This is a genomic window from Microbacterium sp. P26, assembly GCF_023712585.1.
Lineage (GTDB): Bacteria > Actinomycetota > Actinomycetes > Actinomycetales > Microbacteriaceae > Microbacterium > Microbacterium algihabitans_A.
Map to the genome: position 1 here is coordinate 385593 of NZ_JAMAXZ010000001.1, position 22691 is coordinate 408283.

At 71.1% G+C, this 22691-nt stretch carries 28 protein-coding genes and 1 riboswitch; of the genes, 9 read left to right on the top strand and 19 right to left on the bottom strand.

The window, feature by feature from the left end:
• Positions 1 to 68: 68 nt before the first annotated feature.
• From M3667_RS01905 to M3667_RS01930, 6 genes are all read right to left on the bottom strand, one after another.
• Positions 69 to 518 (bottom strand): hypothetical protein, encoded by a 450-nt coding sequence (locus tag M3667_RS01905; protein ID WP_251504291.1) that lies wholly within the window; start codon positions 516 to 518, stop codon positions 69 to 71.
• Positions 519 to 583: 65 nt separating this feature from the next.
• Entirely contained in the window at positions 584 to 862 is a 279-nt protein-coding gene (locus tag M3667_RS01910; protein ID WP_251504292.1) for a hypothetical protein, read from the bottom strand.
• Positions 863 to 1034: 172 nt separating this feature from the next.
• Positions 1035 to 2204, bottom strand: coding sequence for an RtcB family protein (locus M3667_RS01915; protein WP_251504294.1), 1170 nt, complete (start codon positions 2202 to 2204; stop codon positions 1035 to 1037).
• A gap of 351 nt (positions 2205 to 2555) precedes the next feature.
• A complete protein-coding gene (locus M3667_RS01920) occupies positions 2556 to 2909 on the bottom strand; it encodes a hypothetical protein (protein WP_251504296.1) in 354 nt (117 codons plus the stop codon).
• A gap of 69 nt (positions 2910 to 2978) precedes the next feature.
• A complete protein-coding gene (locus M3667_RS01925) occupies positions 2979 to 3158 on the bottom strand; it encodes a hypothetical protein (RefSeq protein WP_251504298.1) in 180 nt (59 codons plus the stop codon).
• A complete protein-coding gene (locus M3667_RS01930; RefSeq protein ID WP_251504300.1) occupies positions 3155 to 3706 on the bottom strand; it encodes a MarR family winged helix-turn-helix transcriptional regulator in 552 nt (183 codons plus the stop codon). The genes M3667_RS01925 and M3667_RS01930 overlap by 4 nt, the downstream gene beginning before the upstream one ends.
• Positions 3707 to 3822: 116 nt before the next feature.
• Between M3667_RS01930 and M3667_RS01935 the strand changes: the two genes are divergently transcribed.
• From M3667_RS01935 to M3667_RS01945, 3 genes are all read left to right on the top strand, one after another.
• Positions 3823 to 4203 carry a hypothetical protein gene (locus M3667_RS01935; protein WP_251504302.1) on the top strand — a complete coding sequence of 127 codons (381 nt, stop codon included), beginning with the start codon at positions 3823 to 3825 and terminating at the stop codon, positions 4201 to 4203.
• Position 4204: 1 nt separating this feature from the next.
• Entirely contained in the window at positions 4205 to 4540 is a 336-nt protein-coding gene (locus M3667_RS01940) for a hypothetical protein (RefSeq protein ID WP_251504304.1), read from the top strand.
• A gap of 190 nt (positions 4541 to 4730) precedes the next feature.
• The gene (locus M3667_RS01945) at positions 4731 to 4871 is read left to right on the top strand and encodes a hypothetical protein (protein WP_186325387.1); all 141 of its coding nucleotides are present in this window, start codon (positions 4731 to 4733) and stop codon (positions 4869 to 4871) included.
• A 16-nt stretch (positions 4872 to 4887) separates the two neighbouring features.
• Here the strand turns inward: M3667_RS01945 and M3667_RS01950 are convergent, their stop codons facing one another.
• From M3667_RS01950 to M3667_RS01970, 5 genes are all read right to left on the bottom strand, one after another.
• Positions 4888 to 5958 carry a spore photoproduct lyase family protein gene (locus M3667_RS01950; RefSeq protein WP_251504306.1) on the bottom strand — a complete coding sequence of 357 codons (1071 nt, stop codon included), beginning with the start codon at positions 5956 to 5958 and terminating at the stop codon, positions 4888 to 4890.
• A gap of 10 nt (positions 5959 to 5968) precedes the next feature.
• Positions 5969 to 6793, bottom strand: a complete 825-nt coding sequence (locus M3667_RS01955; RefSeq protein WP_251504308.1) for a DNA-formamidopyrimidine glycosylase family protein — start codon at positions 6791 to 6793, stop codon at positions 5969 to 5971.
• 2 nt (positions 6794 to 6795) lie between these two features.
• Entirely contained in the window at positions 6796 to 8286 is a 1491-nt protein-coding gene (locus M3667_RS01960) for an NAD(P)/FAD-dependent oxidoreductase (RefSeq protein WP_251504309.1), read from the bottom strand.
• Positions 8283 to 8786 carry an SRPBCC family protein gene (locus M3667_RS01965; RefSeq protein WP_251504312.1) on the bottom strand — a complete coding sequence of 168 codons (504 nt, stop codon included), beginning with the start codon at positions 8784 to 8786 and terminating at the stop codon, positions 8283 to 8285. Before M3667_RS01965 ends, M3667_RS01960 begins: the two co-directional genes overlap by 4 nt.
• A 115-nt stretch (positions 8787 to 8901) precedes the next feature.
• Positions 8902 to 10077 carry an ATP-binding protein gene (locus M3667_RS01970; protein ID WP_251504314.1) on the bottom strand — a complete coding sequence of 392 codons (1176 nt, stop codon included), beginning with the start codon at positions 10075 to 10077 and terminating at the stop codon, positions 8902 to 8904.
• 111 nt (positions 10078 to 10188) lie between these two features.
• Here M3667_RS01970 and M3667_RS01975 point away from each other — a divergent pair, with 111 nt between their 5' ends.
• Positions 10189 to 10500: a hypothetical protein gene (locus M3667_RS01975; RefSeq protein ID WP_251504316.1), complete on the top strand. Its 312-nt coding sequence runs from the start codon at positions 10189 to 10191 to the stop codon at positions 10498 to 10500.
• Between the two features lie 67 nt (positions 10501 to 10567).
• Here the strand turns inward: M3667_RS01975 and M3667_RS01980 are convergent, their stop codons facing one another.
• The 5 genes from M3667_RS01980 to M3667_RS02000 all read right to left on the bottom strand — a co-directional run bounded on the left by M3667_RS01980 (position 10568) and on the right by M3667_RS02000 (position 14940).
• Positions 10568 to 11803, bottom strand: a complete 1236-nt coding sequence (locus tag M3667_RS01980; RefSeq protein ID WP_251504318.1) for a hypothetical protein — start codon at positions 11801 to 11803, stop codon at positions 10568 to 10570.
• Positions 11804 to 12012: 209 nt separating this feature from the next.
• Positions 12013 to 12336, bottom strand: a complete 324-nt coding sequence (locus M3667_RS01985) for a multidrug efflux SMR transporter (RefSeq protein WP_251504319.1) — start codon at positions 12334 to 12336, stop codon at positions 12013 to 12015.
• A 10-nt stretch (positions 12337 to 12346) separates the two neighbouring features.
• Positions 12347 to 12411: riboswitch (guanidine-III (ykkC-III) riboswitch) on the bottom strand.
• Positions 12412 to 12464: 53 nt separating this feature from the next.
• A complete protein-coding gene (locus M3667_RS01990) occupies positions 12465 to 13325 on the bottom strand; it encodes a CPBP family intramembrane glutamic endopeptidase (protein WP_251504322.1) in 861 nt (286 codons plus the stop codon).
• Entirely contained in the window at positions 13322 to 14047 is a 726-nt protein-coding gene (gene trmB, locus M3667_RS01995; protein WP_251504323.1) for a tRNA (guanosine(46)-N7)-methyltransferase TrmB, read from the bottom strand. The genes M3667_RS01990 and trmB overlap by 4 nt, the downstream gene beginning before the upstream one ends.
• Positions 14048 to 14106: 59 nt before the next feature.
• Positions 14107 to 14940 carry a DUF3097 domain-containing protein gene (locus M3667_RS02000; protein ID WP_144828668.1) on the bottom strand — a complete coding sequence of 278 codons (834 nt, stop codon included), beginning with the start codon at positions 14938 to 14940 and terminating at the stop codon, positions 14107 to 14109.
• 123 nt (positions 14941 to 15063) lie between these two features.
• Between M3667_RS02000 and M3667_RS16685 the strand changes: the two genes are divergently transcribed.
• From M3667_RS16685 to M3667_RS02025, 4 genes are all read left to right on the top strand, one after another.
• Positions 15064 to 17169, top strand: a complete 2106-nt coding sequence (locus tag M3667_RS16685) for a YgcG family protein (protein WP_285837334.1) — start codon at positions 15064 to 15066, stop codon at positions 17167 to 17169.
• Between the two features lie 93 nt (positions 17170 to 17262).
• Complete coding sequence (locus M3667_RS02015) at positions 17263 to 18018, top strand: PspA/IM30 family protein (RefSeq protein ID WP_144828671.1); 756 nt, start codon at positions 17263 to 17265, stop codon at positions 18016 to 18018.
• Positions 18019 to 18089: 71 nt separating this feature from the next.
• The gene (locus M3667_RS02020) at positions 18090 to 18902 is read left to right on the top strand and encodes an arginase family protein (RefSeq protein WP_251504325.1); all 813 of its coding nucleotides are present in this window, start codon (positions 18090 to 18092) and stop codon (positions 18900 to 18902) included.
• Positions 18899 to 19354 (top strand): Fe-S oxidoreductase, encoded by a 456-nt coding sequence (locus M3667_RS02025; RefSeq protein ID WP_251504328.1) that lies wholly within the window; start codon positions 18899 to 18901, stop codon positions 19352 to 19354. Before M3667_RS02020 ends, M3667_RS02025 begins: the two co-directional genes overlap by 4 nt.
• A gap of 372 nt (positions 19355 to 19726) precedes the next feature.
• Here M3667_RS02025 and M3667_RS02030 read toward each other — a convergent pair whose 3' ends face one another.
• The 3 genes from M3667_RS02030 to M3667_RS02040 all read right to left on the bottom strand — a co-directional run bounded on the left by M3667_RS02030 (position 19727) and on the right by M3667_RS02040 (position 21477).
• Positions 19727 to 20191, bottom strand: coding sequence for an SIP domain-containing protein (locus M3667_RS02030; RefSeq protein ID WP_251504331.1), 465 nt, complete (start codon positions 20189 to 20191; stop codon positions 19727 to 19729).
• Between the two features lie 69 nt (positions 20192 to 20260).
• Complete coding sequence (locus M3667_RS02035) at positions 20261 to 20974, bottom strand: tyrosine-protein phosphatase (RefSeq protein ID WP_251504334.1); 714 nt, start codon at positions 20972 to 20974, stop codon at positions 20261 to 20263.
• Positions 20971 to 21477: a carboxymuconolactone decarboxylase family protein gene (locus tag M3667_RS02040; protein ID WP_251504337.1), complete on the bottom strand. Its 507-nt coding sequence runs from the start codon at positions 21475 to 21477 to the stop codon at positions 20971 to 20973. The genes M3667_RS02035 and M3667_RS02040 overlap by 4 nt, the downstream gene beginning before the upstream one ends.
• A gap of 143 nt (positions 21478 to 21620) precedes the next feature.
• Here M3667_RS02040 and M3667_RS02045 point away from each other — a divergent pair, with 143 nt between their 5' ends.
• Positions 21621 to 22550, top strand: coding sequence for an alpha/beta fold hydrolase (locus M3667_RS02045; protein ID WP_251504340.1), 930 nt, complete (start codon positions 21621 to 21623; stop codon positions 22548 to 22550).
• Positions 22551 to 22691 lie beyond the last annotated feature (141 nt).

Consider the following 22691-nt stretch of genomic DNA (forward strand, 5'->3'; position numbering starts at 1 on the left):
GCGTGGACCCCCAGCCTCGCAACCGCGACCCGGCGGAGGCACCGGCTTGACCGCGACGGCCGCCGGCTCTAGCGCCCGAAGAGTCCCCGCACGCGTCGACCGATCGCCTGCGTGAGGATGACCTGTCGGCCGTTCACGTCGACGGTGAGGGTGGATCCGGCCAGGCCCCGGCCGCGCACCGGCTCGGCGTCACCGCGCACGTAGGCCTCGGCGACGTCGACGTACACCGCGAGCAACTGCGCGCTCTGGTCTTTCGACGAGTTTGCGTCGACGATCTGCACGCGGTGACCGGTGTCGGTCTCGACCGAGAACCAGCGCGATCCGGGGGTCGACACCATCGCCCACCTGTCGTCGCGCGCGAACCGCGCCCACGCGGCACCGTCGCGCAGCTCGGTCGTGACCGCCAGGTCGGCCTGCGCGAGCGCGAGCACCTCGAGCATGGCCAGCGCCTCGGCGGCGGTGACGTAGTCGCCGCGGTCGGCGCTCAGCCCACCCCACTCGAACCGGCGTTCGCTCATGCCGTCGCCTCCTCGCCGCACGCTCTCGACAGAGCGTAACCCCGCTCGCGACGGCCGGCGTCGACTCAGGCGGGCCGCAGGCTGTCGTCGGGGTGCAGGCTGCGCAACGGCACGGAGCCGTCGACGATCGCCTTCAGCGCTCGAGGACTGACCTCGAGCTCGGCCGAAATGGTCTCGATCGCGGCTCCCGACGACACTGCTCCACGCAGGGCCGTCTCGGCCTCGCGGGATGCGGCGTCGACCTCCCCCGCCGAGCTGAGGACGAACGCCGACAGGCGTTCCCTCGCGAGACGGATCCACGCGCGCTGTCGTTCTCGCCGATCGGCAACCTGCGGTGGTGACACGGACTCAGGTGACATGGTTCGCACTCCAGGGGGAAGTGACGGCCCGCGCGGCTTCGCGAGCTCTCCTCCATGCTCACCGACCGAGGACGATCCCGCATCCTCCGGAAGAACGACATTCGAAAAGATCGCAGACGGATGCCACGGGCGCTCGCTCGCGCCCGTGGCATCCGGTTCAGTCGCCCTTCACGTTGACGATCTGCCGCAGCACGTGTCGCACGCTTACCAGGTCGGCAGCGTCGGCCATGACCCGGTCGATCGGCTTGTAGGCCTGCGGGATCTCGTCGAGGAAGGCGTCGGTGTCGCGGTATTCGATGCCGCGCATCGCCTCACGCAGCTGCTCGTGCGTGAAGGTCTTGCGCGCGGCCGACCGGGAGTACTCCCGGCCCGCCCCGTGCGGCGACGAGTTGAGCGACACGGGGTCGCCCCGCCCCTCCACCACGTACGACGCGGTGCCCATCGATCCCGGGATCAGGCCCGGCCGACCCGCGTCGGCCATGATCGCGCCCTTTCGCGAGACCCACACCCGCTTGCCGAAGTGCATCTCGGACTCGGTGAAGTTGTGGTGGCAGTTGATCCGCTCGCGCTCTTCGACAGGGGTGTCGAGGAACCGACCGAGCTGGTTGGCGACGCGATCCATCATCTCTTCGCGGTTGAGCAGCGCGAAGTGCTGGGCCCACCGCAGCTCGCGGATGTAGCGCGAGAACTCCGGCGTGCCCTCGACGAGGTACGCGAGGTCGGGATGCGGCAGCTCGATCCACCACTGCTTCGCCAGGCGCTTCGCGACACCGATGTGGTGCTTCGCGATGCGGTTGCCGATGCCCCGCGACCCGGAGTGCAGGAACATCCACACGTCGTCGTTCTCGTCGAGCGAGATCTCGATGAAGTGGTTGCCGCTTCCGAGCGACCCCAGCTGGTGACGCCAGTGCCCCGCGTACGACGCCGGGTCGAACTCGGCCTTCTCGGCGCGGTCTTCGAGCTCGGCGATGCGCGGTTCGGCGGTCGCGACGATCTTGCGGTTGTCACGGCCGGCCGACAGCGGGATGGCGCGTTCGATCTGCTGCCGCAGCTCGGACAGGTCGCGTCCGTCGAGGTCGGCGACCGTGAACTGCGTCTTGACGGCGATCATGCCGCAGCCGATGTCGACGCCCACGGCGGCGGGCATGATCGCCCCGAGCGTGGGGATGACCGAGCCGACCGTCGCGCCGAGGCCGAGGTGGGCGTCGGGCATGAGGGCGATGTGGGGGTGGATGAACGGCATCCGCGACGAGGTGCGGGCCTGTTCGACGGTCTTGTCGTCGATCAGGCTCGCCCACGACACGAGTCGTTCGGTGAGCTTCTGCATGATTCCTTTCCTTCGTGCGATGACGTCGTGCGGGTGGCCCGCAGACGTCGCGGGAGCGGCCTCGGGTCGAGACGCCTCCCCCACGAGGGAAAGAGAAAAGCCCCGACCTGACGGTGCGGGGCGTGAGCGGAAGAGCTCTAGACGACCGGCGCCGGAGGGTACGACGAGAGAGGGAACGACGGATTCGTTCCCTGCTGCTCCTGACGCAGATCGCGCATGGCGGTCATCGTCTCGTCCTCTCGGCCTTCCGTGCCGGCGGCACGGACTTGCGAACATAACGGATACCGCCGCGGCGGGCAAGCATTGATTCGTCGCTCACCCGCACAGCGGTGGACTTCACCCGATGCGTGCTCAGGCCTGCGTGGGCTGATCGAAGTCCCAGTCGATGGGCTCGTCGTCAACGTGCGGATCGGGGTCGACGGCGCGCAGGTGCGCACGGGGGAACAGTCGGTGCTCCTTGAGCTCCTTCGCGGCGTGCGAGAAGTCGGGCTGCTCGTCGTCCCACTCGAGGGGTGCCGATAAGACGTCGTTGCCGACGCCGATGACGAGCTCGGCCTGAGCGACCTTCTTGTCGTCGGTGACGATCGGAATGCTCACGGCCTCGGCCTGGCCCTCCTTGGCGACGGCCGCGGTCAATTCGATCAGCGACGCCGCGACGTCATCGGTGGTGATCACGGTCTCGCCGGCATAGGTCACACATCGCATGGACCCACACTGCGACTTCGCGTCCGCCGACGCCGGTGGGTTGCCTCGCGACGCCCCGTGCACTACGGCTCAGTCGCGACGCTGCGTCGTGCGGAACATCGCCTCGTCGAGCTCGAACCACACCGCCCGCACGGTGTCGAACTCGCCGAACGGCGCAGGCTGCGGGTCGCTGAGGGAGAGGCGGTAACCGCGGGGCAGATCATCCACGTGCTGTCCGTCGCGCGGGCCGCCGACGAGCACGTAGATCACGGGGAATCGACCGCCGAGGTGTCGACCGCGACGCCGTCGACGGCGTCGCTCATACGCTGGAGGAACGCCACGACCGCTGCAGACTCGTCGGGCGTCATGTCGATGACGGCGGCGAGCATGCGGTCGTGCATGTTGCCGAGCGTCTGGCGCACCTCGGCGTGAGCGCGCGGGGTGGCCTGGATGAAGATGCTGCGGCGGTCGGCGGGGTTGTTCGAGCGCGTGATGTGACCCGACCGTTCGAGACGGTCGAGGATCGCGGTGGTCGATGCCGTGGAGAGGCCGAGATACCTCGTCAGCTCTCCCGGCCGCACCTGCCGTGTCGAATCACGCAGCAGGTAGCGCAGCACGAGCAGTTCGTTCTCACCCATCGACATGGAGTCGCGGGTACGACGACGCATCGCCACCTCGGCGGCGCGGTAGATGCGCAGAGCTTCGAGCACCGCCTTGCTGCGGTGCCGTCGATCGCTCGGCTCGTCTCCGTACCAATAGGTGACCTCGTCGGTTCCCGTGGCTGTGAGTCCGCGGGACGTGGTTTCGACGTCTGTCATGACACACTCCTCCCCGCTCTTCCGGAAACTGTACACCCGAAATAATAGTTAGACAAACTAGTTACTAATCGAGTATGTTCTAAGCACAGCTAATCGCTTCCGAAGGGAGTTCCCCCATGGGCCACCTGTACTACGGCACCGCGACCGAGTCGATCCAGATTCCGGACCGTCTGCTCTCCCACCTCAAGGTCGTCGTGACGACCAAGCTCCGCCGCAGCGAGAGCTTCACCCTCAGCTGGACGCACGTCGACGGCACCCCCGGCCGCTCCACCCTCTGGATCCAGCCCGCGATCCCGATGCGCTTCGTCTTCGACAGCGCCGAGCCCGAGACCCTCAACGCCACCGTGCTGAAGAACATGGCCGACATGGCCAACTCCTCCGCCGGCCTGGTGGTCGACCTGAACGGCGACATCCCCACCAGCGAGGCATCCCCTCGCGTCAGCCCCTCGCGGACGTCGGCGCCGGCGCGTCGCCGCACGCTGTCTGTGGCGGCGTGAGATGACCTCGGCATCCATCCCCTCCACCCTCAGCGCTGCGCGCGTGCTCTGGGCCAACGTCGATACCGGATTCTGGGTCGCCCACCGCGGCGGCGAGTACTTCGGCTGCGTCGACGCCGTCTCGGGCGGGTACGTCTCGCGCGACGCGCACGGCATTCCGATCGGTCGCTACGACGCCCTCAGCGCCGCCAAGGCGTCGCTGCGCACCACCTCCCACCCCGCCAACACCGCACGTCGACACCGCTTCGAGCGGGCGAGCGTGCTGACCGCGACCGCGGTCGGCGGCACCGCCCTGGCTTTCGCCCTGACCGCCGGCGCCCTCGCGCCGCTGCTGTGATCGCGATGGGCGACATGGACCTGCGCGACGACGCCGACGACTTCGAAGACGCGGCGACCGCCGACTTCCGCGAGCGCTACGGCGTCACCCCGCTCTAACCCCCGGCGCGTCCCCAGAGGCGCGTCGACCCCCTTGTCACCCGGGCGCCCGCGTGCGAGCGTCGCCGATACGTCGAACGCGAGGAGAAGCGATGACCACCCACGACAAGAGCACGCCCGACCACGACTCCGCGGGCGCGGGCAGCGAATCGCCCGAAGAGGGCGCGGCCGCCCAGCACGACGCCGACGAAGCGGCGACGACCGAGGGCTCACCCGCCGGCGACATCAGCTGAGCGCCGCAACGCGTCGTCAAAAGGCGTAGCGCACCCGGCAGTACGGCAGTTTGCGCGCCACCAGCTCCGTCAGCGCGGCGACGCTCTGCGCCTTGAGCGGGTGGCGATAACGCACGTTCGTCGCGCCGTTCTGCGACACCTTCTCTTCTTGGACCTCGGGCGCCCACAGCAGGTCTTCACCCTTCGGGTGCCACCCGAGGTTGACCTCGTGAAGCGCCTCGTTGTGCGTGAGGAAGATGATTTCGCACGCGAGTTGCGCCTTGGCACGCTCATGCAGCACCGCGTCGAGCTCGTCGAACAGGTGCTCCCAGTCGGCGAGCCAGGTGGGCGTGAGGATGACCGGCGAGAAGTTGACGTGCACCTCGAAGCCCGCGTCGACGAAGTCGTTGATCGCGGCGATGCGCTCCGACATCGGCGTGGTCCGCAGGTCGGTGACGCGGGCCGTGCCGGCCGGCATGAGCGAGAACCGCACGCGGGTGCGACCCGCGGGATCCCACTCGAGAAGATCGCGATTGACGAACTTCGTCGCGAACGACGCCTTCGCCGTCGGCATCATGCGGAACAGGTCGCACACGTCGCGAACGTTCTCGCTGATCATCGCGTCGACCGAGCAGTCGCCGTTCTCACCGATGTCGTACACCCACGCGTCGGGGTCGCACTGGTTCGGCTCGGTCTTGGCCCCGCGCGCCGCCACATGGCGCGCGAGGTGGCGCGAGATCTGCTCGACGTTGGCGAACACCGTGATCGGGTTGCTGTAGCCCTTGCGTCGCGGAACGTAGCAATAGCTGCAGGCCATCGCGCACCCGTTCGAGAGCGACGGCGCGATGAAGTCCGCCGAGCGGCCGTTCACCCGCGTGACGACGCTCTTCTTGACCCCGAGCACGAGCGCCTCGGTCTTGATGCGCACCCACCGGGCGACGTTCGTCTCGTCGCCGTGCACCTCGGGGATCTGCCAGTGCGAGGCGATCGGCACGATGTCGGCGTCGGGCCAGCGCGCCACGATCTCGCGCCCGCGTTCGAGCTCGAGGGCGGCGTCTTCGGCGTAGATGCGGGTGACCCGCAACAGGTTCTCGCGTTCGACGGCCATGCTTTCCGTTCTACCCCGGACCTCCGACATCGGCCCCCTCGGGAACCGGCTGGCAGCGCGGGCACCACCACGTGCGACGCTGCTCGGGATCATTCGCCACCTCGTCGCGCACACGCACGCGCGTGCCGCAACGCAGGCAAGGCCGCCCGGCTCGTCCGGCCACCCAGTGCGAGGCTCCCTTGCGCGCGTTCCCCGTGGTCACCTGATACATCCCGGGCACCGTCGCCGAGACGCGCAGGCACCGCGCCGCCAGCTCCACCAGCGCGTCCAGGTCTGTCGCGCCGATCGGCGCGAAGGGGTGGATGCCGCGCAGGAAGGCGAGCTCGTTCACCCACAGGTTGCCGAGGCCGGCGATCAGCGACTGGTCGAGCAGCGCCGCGACGAAGGGCCGCGACGGGCGTACCGACAGGCGCCGCACGGCTTCGGCGGCGTCCCAGTCGTCGCGCAGCGGATCCGGCCCCAGGAAGCCGACGACGTCGACCTCGCGGGCCGTGGGCACCAGGTCGACAACGGGGAGATCGAGGCCCCAGACCTCGCGTCCGTCGTCGAGGCGGAACCGCACGCGCGCCTTCTCGCGCACAGCGGTCGGCAGCGTTCGGCCCGCGCGGGTGATCGTCCAGCTCCCCTGCATCCGCAGGTGGGTGTGCAGCGTCGACCCGTCGTCGAACCGCGTCAGCAGGTGCTTGCCGTGGGTGTCGTGGTTCCGGATGCCGAGACCCGCCAGGCTCCTGCCCGCGGCGTGGCCCGAACGCAGCTCACCGTCGGCGATGCGCGCGCCCTGGGTCGCGGCCTCCAGCCGACGCCGCAGCCGGTACACGCTGTCGCCCTCGGGCACAGCTACGTCGCCGAGGAGGTTGCCGTGTGCAGCTGGTCGTCGCGCGGCGCGAGATCGGGGCGCAGGCGCGTGCCGAACTCGTGACGGAGGGCGCTGAGCGCCGCGTGCCATCCCGCCAGACCGTGGACGCCCGGGCCGGGGCTCGTCGACGACGAGCAGAGGTACACGCCCTTCATCGGGGTGCGCCACGGGTCGGGGCTGTAGACCGGTCGGCCGAGCAGCTGGGTGAAGCTCGGAGCACCGGCCGAGATGTCGCCGCCAGGGAAGTTGGGGTTCCAGGCCTGAATGTCGGTCGCGGTGCGCGACGAAGCAGCCAGCACCGTGTCGCGGAAACCGGGGGCGAAGCGCTCGATCTGCCGGGTGACCGCCTCCTGACGGTCGGCCGGGCTTCCCGACGGCACGTGCGTGTAGGCCCAGAGCACGTGCTTGCCCTCCGGCGCCCGGGTGGGGTCGAACAGGGTGGGCTGAGCGGCCAGCACGTAGGGCGCGTCGGGCAGGTCGCCGCGCGCGACGGCGTTCTCGGCCGCCGCGATCTCGGCGCGCGTGCCGCCGATGTGGATCGTCCCCGAGCGGGCGACGTCGGGGTGGGCCCACGGCACCGGATCCGAGAGGGCGAAGTCGACCTTGGCCACGCCGCCGCCATAGCGGAAGCGCTCCAACTGACGGCGGTACAGCTCCGGCATCCGCTCCCCCGCCATCTTCACCAGCGCGCGTGGAGTGGTGTCCAACAGCACCGCACGCGAGGGGGGCAGTTCGTCGAGCGAGGTGACCTCGACGCCGGCGTGCAGCACGCCGCCATGCGCGCGGATGTCGGCGATCATGGCATCCGCGATCGACTGGCTCCCGCCCACCGGGATCGGCCATCCGCGCCCGTGCCCGTAGGTCGCGAGCACCAGGCCGGCCCCACCCGCGGCGAGACTCGGCTGGTGCAGGATCGTGTGCGCCGAGACGCCGGTGATCATGCTGGGCACGACGTCGTCGCGGAACCTGGCGTTCCACCACGGGCCGCCCTGCTCGAGCGCGCGCAGGCCGAAGAACACGGCCGCGAGCGGGTCGCCCGGAATGCGCAGCAGCGCGTTGCCGGTGAAGTCGGCGACCCCGCGGAGGTGCTCGACCAGAGGGCGCATGAGGCGTTCGTAGGCGGGGCCATCGACGCCCAGCCCGTCGGCCGCCCGCGCCAGGTCGCGGTAGGCGAGGCCCGCGCGCCCGCCATCGAGCGGGTGCGCGTACGACACCTCGGGAACGATCAGCGGCACGCGGCGCTCGAGACCGAACTCGCGGAAGAACCACGACTCCAGGGCCAGCGGGTGCACGGCCGACCCGACGTCGTGGCGGAATCCGGGGAGGGTGAGCTCGGCCGTCGACGCCGCTCCCCCGAAGGTCTCGGCCCGCTCGTACACGGCGACCGACAGGCCCGCTCGGGCGAGGGTGACCGCCGCGGCCAACCCGTTGGGGCCCGACCCGACGATGACGGCGTCGTAGCTCTCGCTCATCGTTGGATCGACTCCCTCTGGGCGGTGGATTCGAAGCCTGCCGCCGCCGCGCCCCCCGCGGTGCCGGGCGCGCCGCCCTCGGCGAGGTAGGCGAGTCGGTGCAAGGTCTCGGCGTTGCGGTACCGCGTGATCGCATCGAACACGGTGTCGGGCAGAAGCTTCGTCGGGCCGGTCACCGGCTCCTCCTGGATGCGGACGACGCACGCATCGCCCCGCGCCTTCACGTCGATCGCGACGCGCGCGACCCCGATCGGTCCGCCGTGCGGCTCGAGAACCGCGCGGCGCGGTGGGTCCCACTCCCGCATCACGGTCGTGTCGTCCACCACGAGCGGCCACGACCCGAACGAGTGATGCAGGGTCGCCCCCTCGGCGGGCCACTGCTCCGAGACGTCGCGCATGCGGGAGGTCCCGACCACCCACAGCGGGTACAGCCAGCCGTTCGCCAAGACGCGGAACACGTCGTCGGGTGTGCAGCGCAGGAGGCGCACGTTGCGGGCCATGGGTCGCTCCTCCTCGTCGACGGGGGCGGGCTCGCGCCCGGCACGGCCTACGCTACGGCCCCGTCCGCTCTCGTGGCACGGAGGTTGCGCCCCGGCGCGTCGCGGGATATCGGGCTCAGGCGGCCGCGGGCAGCACGAACCAGGCGCGCGTGCCGCCGGCGGGAGACTCGTCGAGGCCGATCGACCCGCGGTGCGCCTCGACGATGCGCCGACACGTGGCCAGACCGATGCCGATGCCCTGCACCTCGGCGCCGTGCCCGCGCTGCATGGGCTCGAACACGCGCTCGCGCAGGCTCGCGTCGATCGCGTCGCCGTTGTCGTCGACCGTCACGCGCCATCCGTCGGGAAGCGTCTCGACGCTGATCGTGATGCGGGGCACACGGTCGGCGGCGACCGTGAACTTCACGGCGTTGGCGATGAGGTTCTGCAGCAGCACGCGCAGCAGGGTGTCGTCGGCGCGAACCTGGGTCGTCGCGTCGACGGTCACCTCGGCCCCGGTGCTCACGACGGCGCCGTCGAGGTCTTCGAGCACGGCGTCCACCGTGTCGGCGACGTCGACCTGGGTCATGTGCGGGCGCGCACCGCCCATTCGCGCGAAATCGAGCAGGTCGGTGACCATCGACGTCATGCGGCCGGCGGCCGCCTCCGCGCGCGCGAGCGACTGGGCGGCGCGCGGGGCGTCGACCATCTCGGGGCTGTCGGCGGCGAGCTCGAGGAAACCCGTCAGAGCCGTCAGCGGATTGCGCAGGTCGTGACTGACCTGCACGGCGAAGTGCTCGAGCTGCTCGTTCGACTCGATGAGGTCGCGTTGCACCCGGCGCAGTTCGAGCACGTCGATCACCTGATGCGCGAGCAGATCGAGGGCCCGGCTACTGGCATCCGACAGCTCTCCGACGACGTCGTCGAACACGCACAGCGTGCCGATCGCCACCCCGGCGGGAGTGATGAGCGGACTCGACGCGTAGAAGCGCACGTGCGCGATCTCACCGGTGACGAACGCGTTCTGGGCGAAGCGGGCGTCGAGGCGGGCGTCGGGGACGACGACGCGACCCGGGGTGCTGATGACCGCCGCGCACATCGAGTCTTCGCGCGAGCACGACGCGGCCTGGATGCCGACGGCCGCGACCTGGTGCTGCATGCGGTCGTCGATGATGTTGATGACCGCCGTCGGCACGCCGCACACGGTGGCGGCGAGCTCGACGAGACCCTGCAGGTCGGGTTCGGAGGGTTCGCCGACGAGGCGATACTGCGCGATCGCCTCGCGCCTGCTGACATCGTGTGCCGTGGACACGTCGTCCCCCCGATCTGGTTCCCGGGCAAGCCTACTGGTCGGCGGTTACACCGCAGCGGTCCGATGCGAAAGGGGCTCGCGCCGACGACCCCCACCGCCGAGAGTCGGGGCATGAGCACTCCGTCCTTCCCCCAGACCCCGTCCGAGCCCACGCCGCCCAATCCGTCGGAGCCACTCGCCCCGACCCCGTCGGAGCCGACCGTCCCCCGCCCGGCCGAGCCGGACCCGGCGCCGAGCGCGGGGTCGTCGTCACCGGATGCCGTGGCCTCGGCCGGCCGCGATGCCGGAGCGACCGACGACTCCGAGTCCGGCGCCTTCGCCACCGACGACGCCGACGCCGTGGGGTCGGCCGAGATGGACGCCGACAACGCCGTCGAGCAGGACATGATCGACGCGGTGGATCCGGGTGGGAGCCCCGACTGATCGACACTCGACGTGAAAAAGGGCGGCGCCTTCCGGCACCGCCCTTTTTCGTCCGTTCAGATGAGGATCACGGGTTGCCGCGGGTCCACAGCAGCAGGATCGCCACGGCCTGCAGCACGAGGCATCCGACCAGGATCGCCGTGCGGCGACGCGGCGTCGACGACCACCGCTCGTCTCCCAGCAGCGGCGCCATCGGCATGAGCAGACGGAACGTGCTCTGCTGCGGGAGGAACACCGCGAAGATGTAGACGCCGTAGCTGAAGCCGTAGGTCACGACCATCAGGCCGAGCTTGCGCACCGGCCGCGACCACATGAGCGCCGCGAACGCCACGAGCAGGGCGATGACGAGCACGATGCCGACGAAGCCGAGGTGCGTTCCCGCCTGGCGGAACCACGGCGTGAACGGCGTGAACTCGTCGTTGCCGACGTAGTCGAGCCACCAGCCGAGCTCGGTGCGGATGTAGGCGTTGTGGGTGCCCGTGACGTACTGCGCGATGTGGTTCCACGACAGACCCGCCACGGCGATCACGAGACCCGACGCCATGAGCGAGGCCCACTCGCGCACCGGGAACGGATCGACCTTGCGGCGGAAGAAGCGCACGAGGAAGACGATGCCCAGCGCGAGACCCAGGGCGAGCACGCCCGGCCGCGTGTACGCGGTGATGAGCCCGATCGGCAGGATCCACAGGTAGCGCCGCTTGATGGCGAGCAGCATGCCCGCGAACATCAGCAGCATGAACAGGCCCTCGCTGTACCCGATGACGAAGAGGAACGACATCGGGGCGAAGGAGAAGAACACCAGAGCCCACCAGGCGGCCTGGGGCTTGGTGACCGTGCGCATCAGCACGAACAGCAGCCACGTGGCGCCGAGGCTCGCGCCCAAGCTCATCATCACCGACACCGGCTGCCACCCGAGACCGGTGGCGCCGGAGATCACGCGGATCATCGTCGGCCAGACGGGGAGGAACGCCCAGTTGTTCGGGAGGATGTCGCCCGAGACGTTCATGGGCAGCGACATCGGGTAGCCCTGGGCGGCGATCTGGCCGTAGCGGTCGGCGTCCCACCCGGTGAGGTAGTCCCAGAAGGTGCCGAGGCGCTCGCTGTCGGGCCCGAAGCCCCAGCGCGCGGCCTTGGCGATCGAGTAGAAGCCCCACAGCATGCCGAAGCTGACGACGCGGGCGATGGCCCAGAGGATCAGCACCTTGGTGAAGGCACCGCGCTCGATCGGGACGACGCCCTCGGGCTTGCGCATGACGTCGCGCCCGTACTGGACGAGGGCACGGCCGAGGCGCGAATCGCGCACTCGATCGAGGCGGCGCTGTCGCCCGATGACGGGTGACGGGCGTGTCGCGGGGGCAAGCTCGCTCGGCGGTGCGCTCACTCGGAACCTTTCACAGGGGAAGACATGGGCGAGTGACGACGGTGTCTGGGCCCGGACAAGTGCAATTGGGTCGGATCGTACCGGATGAAACCGAACGTTCCCTCCGGTTGACTTTCGGCGAAATGCCCTGATCAGTGGGTATCGCCCACGAGCTTCAGACCGATCACGCACCCCACCAGACCGAGCACGAGCAGCACTTTGACCACCGAGACCGCCTCGGTGCCGCCGATCATCGCCACCACCACCGTGAGCGCCGCGCCGATGCCGACCCACACCGCGTACGCGGTGCCGGTCGGGATCTCGCGCATCGCGAAAGCGAGACCGCCCATTGATGCCACGAGGGCGACGCCGAAGATCACGCTCGGCCAGAGCTTGGTGAAGCCCTCCGAGCGCCCCAGGGCGGTGGCCCAGATGGCCTCGAGGATTCCGGACAGGATGAGGACGATCCACGACATGACGGTGCTCCTTGGCCAGTCTTGTCGCAGTCCGGGTACTGATCCGTCGTCCGGGGACGCGGGTCGGCGTCCGTCCCCCAGGGTAGCGAGCCGACCTGGGCAGGACCCGGGCACCGCGGCATCCGGGATCAGATCAAGAAGATGGATGCCGAATCCGGGTTGTGCGCGTGCACGAGGACCCCGAAGACGACCGCGTCGAAGAGCAGGTGCACGGTCACCACGTACCAGAGCGAGCGGGTCTTCAAGAAGAGGAAGCCCTGCACGATCGCGAACGGGATCGTCAGCAGCGGGCCCCACGCCTGGTAGCCGAGCTCCCACAGGAACGACACGAACACGACAGCCTGCAGCAGATTGGCCGTCAGGTCGGGGAAGTGCCGGCGCAGCAGCACGAAGACCGTGCAGATGAAGAAGATTTCGTCCCAGATGCCCACCGCGCCGACCCCGACGAACAGGCGGGCGATGAGGTCTCCCGTGACCACCTCGGGCCAGTTGCGGTAGACGCCCGAGGTGATGAAGTAGAACGGCAGGATCAGGTAGCCGAGCACGATCACCCCGCCGAGCCACGCCCACTGCCACCAGGTCCAGCGGCCTCCCCCGCGCCAGGGGAAGCGGATCGCGTAATCGCGGTAGACGAAGCGCGAGATCACGTACGGCACGACGACGGCCCCGCCGAGGGCGAGCGTGAAGCGCACGAAGGCGGCGTTGTCGAGCTCGGCGTGCAGCGGGATCAGGCTGACGATGAACTGCCCGATCGCGATGAGCGACACATCGCGGGCGATGCTCGGCTCCTCACCGCGAGCGAGGGCGACGCCGTTGCGGCGGTCGACGAGCACGGCGGATGCCACGGCGAGGGCGAGCAGGATCCAGCCGAGCCACACGATCTGCACGACGAAGAGCGCGGGGGCGGCGAGGCACACCGCGAGCGCCGGGATGAGCTTGGGCGTCCACGTGGAACGCTCGCGGACCGGCACCGCGGTGTGCGCGGTCACGGCGAGACCCGCGTGTAGGTCAGGTCGCGGATGTCGCGGCCGACGCGCAGACCCTTCTGCTCGAAGGCGGTGAGCACGCGGCCCCCGAACCGCTCGGCCCACTCCCCGTCGAACGCCCGCTCGAAACCGGGGGCGTCGTCGAGCACGTCGCGCATCTGGTCGGCGTAGTCCTGCCAGTCGGTCGCGAGGCGCACCTGACCGCCGGGGCGGATCGCCTGCGCGGCGATGCGCGCGAAATCGGGGGCGACGAGGCGCCGCTTGGTGTGCTTGTTCTTGTGCCACGGGTCGGGGAAGAACACCCACAGCTCGTCGACGGATGCCGCGGGCAGCAGGTGCTCGAGCGCCTCCGGCGCGTTGGCCTCGACGAGGCGGAGGTTCTTCACGCCCGCGCGGTCGGCGTCGAGCATGGTGCGCGCGAGCCCCGCGGTGAACACCTCGACGGCGAGGAAGTCGGTGTCGGGGTCGCCGGCTGCGGCCGAGACGATCTGGTGGCCCTGGCCGGAGCCGATCTCGACGACCAGTCGGGCGGTGCGGCCGTAGACCGCGGCCGGGTCGACCGCGGTGCCCGGCTTGACGCTGGTGGTGGCGGTGGCGCGCTCGACCGGCAGCAGGTAGAACGGCGAGAGCTCGGCCCAGGCGCGATCCTGCGCCTCCGACATGCGGCCGCTGCGCCGCACGAACGACACCGGCTTGTCACGGAAGACGGGAGCGGCGGCGTCCATGCCGTCCAGGCTAGAGGGACGGTCGCCGGGAATGTGCCGAACGGGCACCTTGCGGCCGCTCACGGGACGGTCACGAAGTCGATGAGTTCCTCGACGCGGCCGAGCAGGGCCGGCTCGAGGTCGCGGAAGGTGGTGACCTTCGACAGGATGTGCTGCCACGCGCGGGCGGTGTCGGCCTGCTCCTCGGCGGGCCAGCCCAGGGCGCGGCAGACGCCCACCTTCCACTCGATGCCGCGCGGCACCTCGGGCCACGCGGCGATGCCGAGGGCGCGGGGCGTGACGCACTGCCACACGTCGACGAAGGGGTGTCCGACGATGCGCACGTGCGCACCGTGGCGGCCGCGCGCGATCTTCTCGGCGATGCGCGACTCCTTGGAGTTCGGCACGAGGTGGTCGACGAGCACGCCGTAGCGGCGCTCGGCGGTGGGCGGCTCGGCGTCGAGCTTCTCTTCGAGCAGGTCGACGCCCTCGAGGAACTCCACGACCACGCCCTCGGCGCGCAGGTCGGCGCCCCACACCTTCTCGACAAGTTCGGCGTCGTGCTTGCCCTCGACGAAGATGCGGCTCGCGCGGGCGGTGCGCGCCCGCTGGTCGGCCGCGGCGAACGAGCCGGAGGCCGTGCGCGTGCGCCCCTTCGGCGCGGCCGCGGGTGCCTTCAACACCACGGGCTTGCCGTCGACGAGGAAGCCCCCGCCGAGCGGGAACAGCCGGCGCTTGCCGAAGCGGTCCTCGAGCTCGACGTTCATGCCGTCAATGCGGGTCACCGCCCCGACGAAGTCACTGCCGGCGACCTCGACGACGAGATCGGCGGATGCCGCGACCTCGGCGGGCGTGATGCGTCCGGCGTCGCGCCACCCGCGGGCGAGCACGTCGGTGCCGTAACGGTCGTCCATGGTGTACCTCCGAGCGTTCGAGCCTAGGCGGCGCCCGCGTGCGCTCACAGCGGACGCGCCGCTCCTTCCCCGGTGTCGGCGGTCGTTTGTAGGGTGGAACCTCCGGCCGCCGAAGGGGGATGCATGCGAAAGCCGATGCTGGCTCGCGCGATCTGCGTCGTGATGCTCGCGCTCATCGGCGTGGTCGCGGCGCCGCTGAGCGCCTCGGCCGTGCCGCCGCCGTCGCTGGGCTCGAGCTTCGTGCTCGACGACGTGAACGCGCTCACCGACGCCCAAGAAGCAGAGGTGCAGGCGAAACTGCTCGCCCTGTCCGACCAGACGGGCCTCGACATGTGGGTCGTCTACGTCGATTCGTTCACCAATCCCACCAGCGCGGCCGACTGGGCGAACGAGGCCGCCAACCGCAACAACCTCGGCCCCCACCAGTACCTCCTGGCGATCGCGATCCAGGGCGACACCTTCGAGTACTACCTCTCCGGCGACGTCGACGGCGGGGAGCTCTCCGCCGACCAGCTCGCCTCGATCGAGCAGGACCGCGTGCAACCGGCGCTCGAGGCAAGCGACGACGCCGGTGCCGCGATCGCCGCAGCCGACGGCATCCGCACCGCCCACGCCCAGGCCGGGGGCAACAAGCCCGCTCCCCCGCCGACCCCCGCGACCCAGAGCGGCCCCGCGATCGTTCCCGTCGTGCTGGTCGGCGTGCTGCTGCTCGCCATCGCGGGCGGTCTCATCTTCTTCGCGGTGCGACGACGACGCGCCGCCGCGCAGGGCGGATCGACCGCCGCCCCGGCCGAGAGCGTCGACGAATTGCGCCGCCGCGCCGGGTCGGCCCTGGTCGCCACCGACGACGCGGTCAAGACGAGCGAGCAGGAGCTCGGATTCGCACGCGCCCAGTTCGGCGACGAGGCCGCAGCCCCCTTCACCGACGTGCTGACCCAGGCCAAGGCCGATCTCGACCGGGCGTTCTCGATCCAGCAGCAGCTCGACGACAGCACCCCCGAGACCCCCGAGCAGCAGCGCGCGGGCTACGCCGAGATCCTGCGCCTGTGCACCTCGGCCGACGAGGCCCTCGACGCCAAGGCCGCGGCGTTCGACGAGCTGCGCGCCCTCGAGGCGGACGCCCCCGCCGCCCTGGCCGCCACACGGGAGCGACGCACCGCCGCCGAGCAGGCCCTGAGCGCCGCCGACGCCGGACGCGCGCGGCTCGCGACCCTCTTCACCGACGAGGCACTCGCGCCCGTCGCCGACAACCCGGCGCAGGCGCGGGCGCGGATCGCCCTGGCGACCGAGCAGGAGGCCGCAGCCGATGCCGCCCTCACCGCCGGGCGCACGGGCGAGGCCGCGGTGGCGATCCGCGCCGCCCAAGCGGCGGTCGCTCAGGCCGAGACCCTCGAGCAAGCGATCACGACGCTCGGCACCGACCTCACCGAGGCCCAGCAGACCGCGGCGTCCCTTCGGGCCGAGGTCGAGGGCGACCTCGCCGCCGCGTCGGCGCTCCCCGACACCGACGGTCGCATCGCCCAGGCCATCGCCTCCACGCGGGCCCAACTCGACGCCGCGCGTGCCGCCGCGAGCGGTACCCGCACCGATCCCCTCCGCGCCGTGCAGGCCCTGCAGCAGGCGAACGGCACCATCGACGCGGTGCTCGACGCCGCTCGCGACGAGGCCGAACGCCGTCGCCGTGCCGAGACGCAGCTCGAGGCCACGCTGACGCAGGCGCGTGCCCAGGTGCGCGCCACCGAGGACTTCATCGCCGCGCGCCGCGGTGCCGTCGGGCCGACCGCGCGCACGCGCCTGGCTGAGGCGGGCGCGGCGCTCGTGCAAGCCGAGCAGATGCGACAGACCGACCCCGTCACGGCACTGACCGCCGCGCAGCGCGCCGCGCAGTTGGCGGGCGAAGCGGGGTCCCTCGCTCAGAACGACGTGGGCGCCTTCGGCGGCTCGGGGGGCCTCGGCGGCGGAGGCGGAGGCGACCTGATGGGCGCCATCCTCGGCGGCATCGCCGTCAACTCGGTGCTGGGCGGCGGACGCCGCGGCGGCTTCGGCGGAGGAGGCCTCGGCGGCGTTCTCGGCGGACTGGGCGGAGGCTTCTCCGGCTCGGGGCGCTCGAGCGGCGGCGGCTTCGGCGGAGGGTTCTCCGGCGGCGGTCGCTCCCGCAGCGGCGGGGGCGGCGGGTTCTCCGGCGGAGGCCGCAATCGCGCCGGGGGCGGACGAGGAGGACGCCGCTGATCCACCCCCTCGCGGAGCATCGCCCGATCACAGAGAATTCGTAGCAACCGCCACCAGACTCGACATCGTCGCCTTCTGAAAGGAACACCCCGCATGGCCAAGCAGTCCATCTTCGGTCGCATCTCGACCCTCGTCCGCGCGAACATCAACGCGCTCCTCGACCAGGCCGAGGACCCGCAGAAGATGCTCGACCAGCTCGTCCGCGACTACTCGAACTCGATCGCCGACGCCGAGTCGGCCATCGCCGAGACGATCGGCAACCTGCGCCTGCTCGAGCGCGACCACCAGGAAGACGTCCAGGCGGCCGCCGAATGGGGCAACAAGGCCCTCGCCGCCAGCCGCAAGGGCGACGAGCTGCGCGCCTCCGGCAACGCGAGCGAGGCCGACAAGTTCGACAACCTCGCCAAGATCGCGCTCCAGCGTCAGATCACCGCCGAGAGCGAGGCCAAGGCGGCCGAGCCGACCATCGCCTCGCAGACCGAGGTCGTCGACAAGCTCAAGGACGGCCTCAACGGCATGAAGGGCAAGCTCGAGCAGCTGCGGGGCAAGCGCAGCGAGCTGCTCGCCCGCGCCAAGGTCGCCGAGGCCCAGAACAAGGTGCACGACGCCGTCAAGTCGATCGACGTGCTCGACCCCACGAGCGAGCTCGGCCGGTTCGAAGACAAGATCCGCCGCGAAGAGGCCCTCGCCGCGGGCAAGCAGGAACTCGCCGCCTCGAGCATCGACGCGCAGTTCAACGCCCTCGAAGACGTGGGCGAGCTCACCGAGGTCGAGGCGCGCCTCGCCGCGCTGAAGGTCGGCGGCCCCCAGCGCGCCGCGATCGACGCGCCGAGCCCCGACCAGGTCTGACAGACACGCGAGAGTGCACCGCCCGGACCCCGGGCGGTGCACTCTCGTCACACGTGCGAGGGAAGCCGCCCATGACCCGATTCATCGTCGCCCCGCAATGGCAGGGCTCGTCGTCGTCCCGCGCGATGCAGCTGATCGACGGGGCCGACGCCATCGCAGGCGACCTCCCTCGCGCCGCGACCACCCTGCTCGAGGCCCCGACCGAGGCCGGCGACGCGCAGGGCTCGCGGATCCATCGCATGAGCGCCCTCGTGCGCATGCGGCAGCGCATCGAAGACGCCGTCCGCTCGGCCGACGAGACGGCGATCGTGGTCGGAGGGGACTGCGGCGTCGCCCTCGGGGCCGTCTCCGCCGTGGCCGGCGACGATCTCGCGGTCGTCTGGATCGACGCGCACCCCGACCTCAACACCCCCGACTCCTCCCCCAGCGGCGCCTTCACAGGCATGGTGCTGCGCGGCATCGTGGGCGAGGGAGAACCGCTGCTGCGTCTCGAACCCGGTATCGACCCCGCGCGCCTCGTGCTGGTGGCCACGCGCGCGTGGGATCCCGAAGAAGAGGCCTTCGTCGCGGCGCACGGCATCACGGTCGTCTCCGCCGACGAGCTCTCCTCCCCCGGCTTCCTCGCCGACGCGGTCGCCGCGACCGGCGCGAGCCGCGTGCACGTGCACGTCGATCTCGACGCTCTCGACCCGGCCGAGATCGGCGGCGTCGCGCAGGCCGTTCCCTTCGGCGCACGTACCGCCGACGTCGTGGCATCCATTCGTCGCCTCAAAGAGACGATGCCGCTCGCGGGAGCCACCCTGACGGAGTTCTCGCCCGCGTCGCCTGCCGCGGCCGTCGACGACCTGGGCACGATCCTGCGGCTGATCGGAGCCCTCGCGTGAGCCCGATCCCCCGCCCGCCCGCCGGATGGCGCGAGCGCGCCGACACGGCCGTGGCCCGCGGTCGGCGCTTCGACCGCTTCATCCCGGCGGCATTGCTCGACTCCCGCGTCAGCCGGGTGGGCTACTGGTACGGCTGCACGGTCGGATGGGTGTGGGGCTCGATCTGGAGCACCGGACGCATCGAGAAGCGCCACGGGCTCTGGGTGTTCCGCGGGCTACCGTCGTGGGCGTTCCCTCGCGGCGGCGTGTGCGTGGGCGGATGCTTCCTCACCGGCGACGACCGCCCGACCGACGCCGTGCTGAGCCACGAGGCCGTGCACAAGCGCCAGTGGCAGCGGTACGGCTTCCTCATGCCGCTGCTCTACGGGCTGGCCGGGCGCGATCCCCTGCGCAACCGCTTCGAGATCGAGGCGGGGCTCGCCGAGGGCAACTACGTGCCGCGCGGGAGCTGAGCCACCGCGCGGGACGCAGGCCCAGCCACCTCGTGGTGTACAGGTCCCTGAGCTCGTCGAAGGGCCCGGCACCCGCGAAGGCCCCGGCGCACAGGTCCCTGAGCTCGTCGAAGGGCCCGATACCCGCGAACGCCCCGGTGGCTTCGACAGGCTCAGCCACCTCGCGCGACGCAGGATTCGAGGCTCCGAACCGATCCGGGCTGGGGATACGCGGATGCCGGAAGATACGCGGCACGCTGCGCGCACAACCTCAGCGATCCGCATAACCTCGGGCCGAGCGCGGCATTTCGGGCTGAAAATACGCGGATGCCGGAAGATACGCGCGCTCCGACGTCACAGGCGCGGGCCGGTCTCGCCGAGCGCGGCCGCGGGTCAGCGAGCCGTGAAGAGACCGAAGCGCTTGGGCGTGTGGATCGCCTGCGGGTCGACGCCGTGGCGCGCGACGAGTTCGTCGACGATCTCGGCCGTGCCCAGGTAGCCGCCGAGCAGCACGACGCGGGTGGCGTCGTCGTCGCAGCAGAGCATCTCTCCGGCCCAGCCCGACACCGCACGGGTGAGGGCTTCGCCCGGGGCGCAGCCGCGGCCGGTGCCGGGGGCGCCGCCGCGACGCGAGCGGTCGAGCCAGCTCAGCGTCATGCGGGCGGGGGCGGCGATGCGGCCGATCCACGACTCGTCGGGCACCTCGATGAACACGCGGCCGGTCGAGCAGATCGGCAGGGTCGCGAGCAGGGCCTCGAGTTCGGCGAGCGAGTTCTCGTCGGCGGTCACGAGGTGCTGGACGCGGGTGTGCCGCGACGCGCGGCAGGCGGCGTCGTTGTGCTCGGTGGAGGTGGCCATGATGACCTCCACTATACCCGCAGTGAAGGGTTGCCTAACCTTCGTGTCGGCTGATGATCCACGCGTGGATCATGCCACCAGCACCTCGCGCAGCCGGTCGAGCTCGGCATCCGTCATGCCGTGAGCGCGGAGATAGCCCGCCGGTGACCCGAACTCGCGGTCGAGGCGATCGAGCAGAGCCCGCATGGCGCGCGCGGGCGACCGCGTGGCCAACTCGTCGGCGTGCACGTTGTCGGGGTGCAGGGCGCGGATCGCGGCGCGCACGCGCTCGGTGCGCGCGACGGGCAGCAACTGCTCGGTGCGCGCGTAGTCGGCGATCACGGCCTCGCGGTCGACGCCTGCCGCGGCGAGCGCCACCCCGATCGTGACTCCCGTGCGGTCTTTGCCGACGGTGCAGTGCACGAGCACGGGCTGAGCGGTCAGGATGCCGCGCACCACGGCGACCACGCGGTCGGCCGAGTCGTCGACGATCGAGGAGTACAGCTCTTCGAGGCTGACGTCGCGTTCGAAGAACGATGCGACAGACCCCAGGAACAGCGGTTCGTGCTGCACCTCGATGGGAAGGTCGTCCAACCGGCTCGGATCGTTCGCGAGCTCGGCTTCATCGCGCAGATCGATGATGCGGCGGATGCCGAGGGCCCGGAGATCCGCGATGCCGGTGTCGTCGACCTGCACGAGGTTGCCCGAGCGGAAGAGCACCCCCGAGCGCGTGGTGCCCTCGCCGGCGGGGAGTCCTCCGACGTCGCGGAAGTTCGAGGCCCCCGAGACCAGCGAGCCGGTCACGCCGTGCCGTCCGCGTGCACGTGCGGGGCGGCAGGGGCCGAGGGGCGAGGCGGCACCGGGTACCGACCGGCGATGGCGACGCGGTTGAAGGCGTTGATGGCCACGAGCACCCAGCTGAGCGCGACGTACTCCTTCTCACTGAGGATCCCGCCGGCCTGGTCGTACACCTCGTCGGGGATGCCGTCTTCGTGGATGAAGGTGAACGACTCGGTCAGCTCCAGCGCGGCGCGCTCGCGCTCGTCGAAGACCCCTGACTCGCGCCAGGTGGCGATCTGCGCGATCACGTCGGCGTCGAGCCCGGCGGCGACCGCGGCATCGACGTGCACGCGCACGCAGTAGGCGCAGCCGTTCAGCTGCGAGGCGTGGATCTGCACGATCTCGCGCAGCCGCGCGTCGATGCCCGCCTCAGCGGCGAGGCGCCCGACGGTCGAGGAGAACGAGCGCAACGCCGCGTAGGCCTCGGGAGCCGATTTCGACAGGTGCACGCGCCGTTCTTCGCCCATGGCCACAGCCTACGGCGACCCCGCGGGGCCGGGGTGTGGCGTTCGCCGAGTCCGCGGCATCCGCTCACCCGGGGTGTCCCCCGCGGAGGTCTGGCCGCGCGACGGCGGTGGCGGCAGAGGCCGCGCGGTGACAGGCTGGGCGGATGCCCGAGCTCGACGAGTTCTCGTTCCTTCCCGCCCAGGCCGCCGACCTCGGCCGCGAGGTCGCCGCCGTCGAACGCGTCGACCTCACGCTCGCCGACGACCGCCGGCTCAGCGCCCTGCGGTGGGGCGACGCCGATCCCGTGATCACGCTGCTGCACGGGGCGGGTCTCAACGCCCACACATGGGACACGACGCTGCTGCACCTCGGCGTCGCCGCGCTCGCCCTCGACCTCCCGGGGCACGGCGACTCGTCGTGGCGCGACGACGCCGCGTACGTGGCGCGCGTGCTCGCCCCCGACGTGATCGCCGCCCTCGAGGCGTGGACGAGCGGTCCGCAGGTGCTGGTCGGACACTCGCTGGGCGGACTCACGGCCGCCGCCGTCGCCGCCGCGCGCCCCGATCTCGTGTCGCGTCTCGTGATCGTCGACATCACCCCCGGCGTCGACCCGAGCGCGGGACCCGCGCAGATCCGCGCCTTCTTCGCGGGCCCGACCGACTGGGCCTCGCGCGACGAGCTCGTCGAACGCGCCCTGTCGTTCGGCCTCGGCGGTTCGCGCGAGGCGGCGACGCGGGGCGTCTTCCTCAATTCGCGCGTGCGCCCCGACGGCCGCGTGGAGTGGAAGCACCACTTCGCGCACCTCGCCGCCGCCGCGGTGAACGCCGGAGCGGATCCCTCGACCCCCGACGCCGTGCGCGCGGTGCTCGCGAGCACGGGGTGGGACGACCTCGAGGCCGTGCGCGCGCCCGTCACGCTCGTGCGCGGCGAGCGCGGGTTCGTCACGGCACCGGATGCCGAGGACTTCGCCCGGCGCGTGCCCGGGGCGAGCGTGGCGACCCTGTCGACGGGGCACAACGCCCAGGAGGAGGATCCGGCGGGTCTCGCGGAGCTCCTGCGCGGCGCGGTCGAGGCGTCCGCCGCCTCGCGCTGACGCCGCTCCCCCTGCGCCCCGCGTCACACGCCGTCGCGCACCGTCACAGACGACGGCGAGGGAATGCGGGTGAAAGTAGGCTGTTGCCACCCCTGCACGGCATCCACAGCACTCGGATGCCTTCGGCCTGCGAAAGGACAC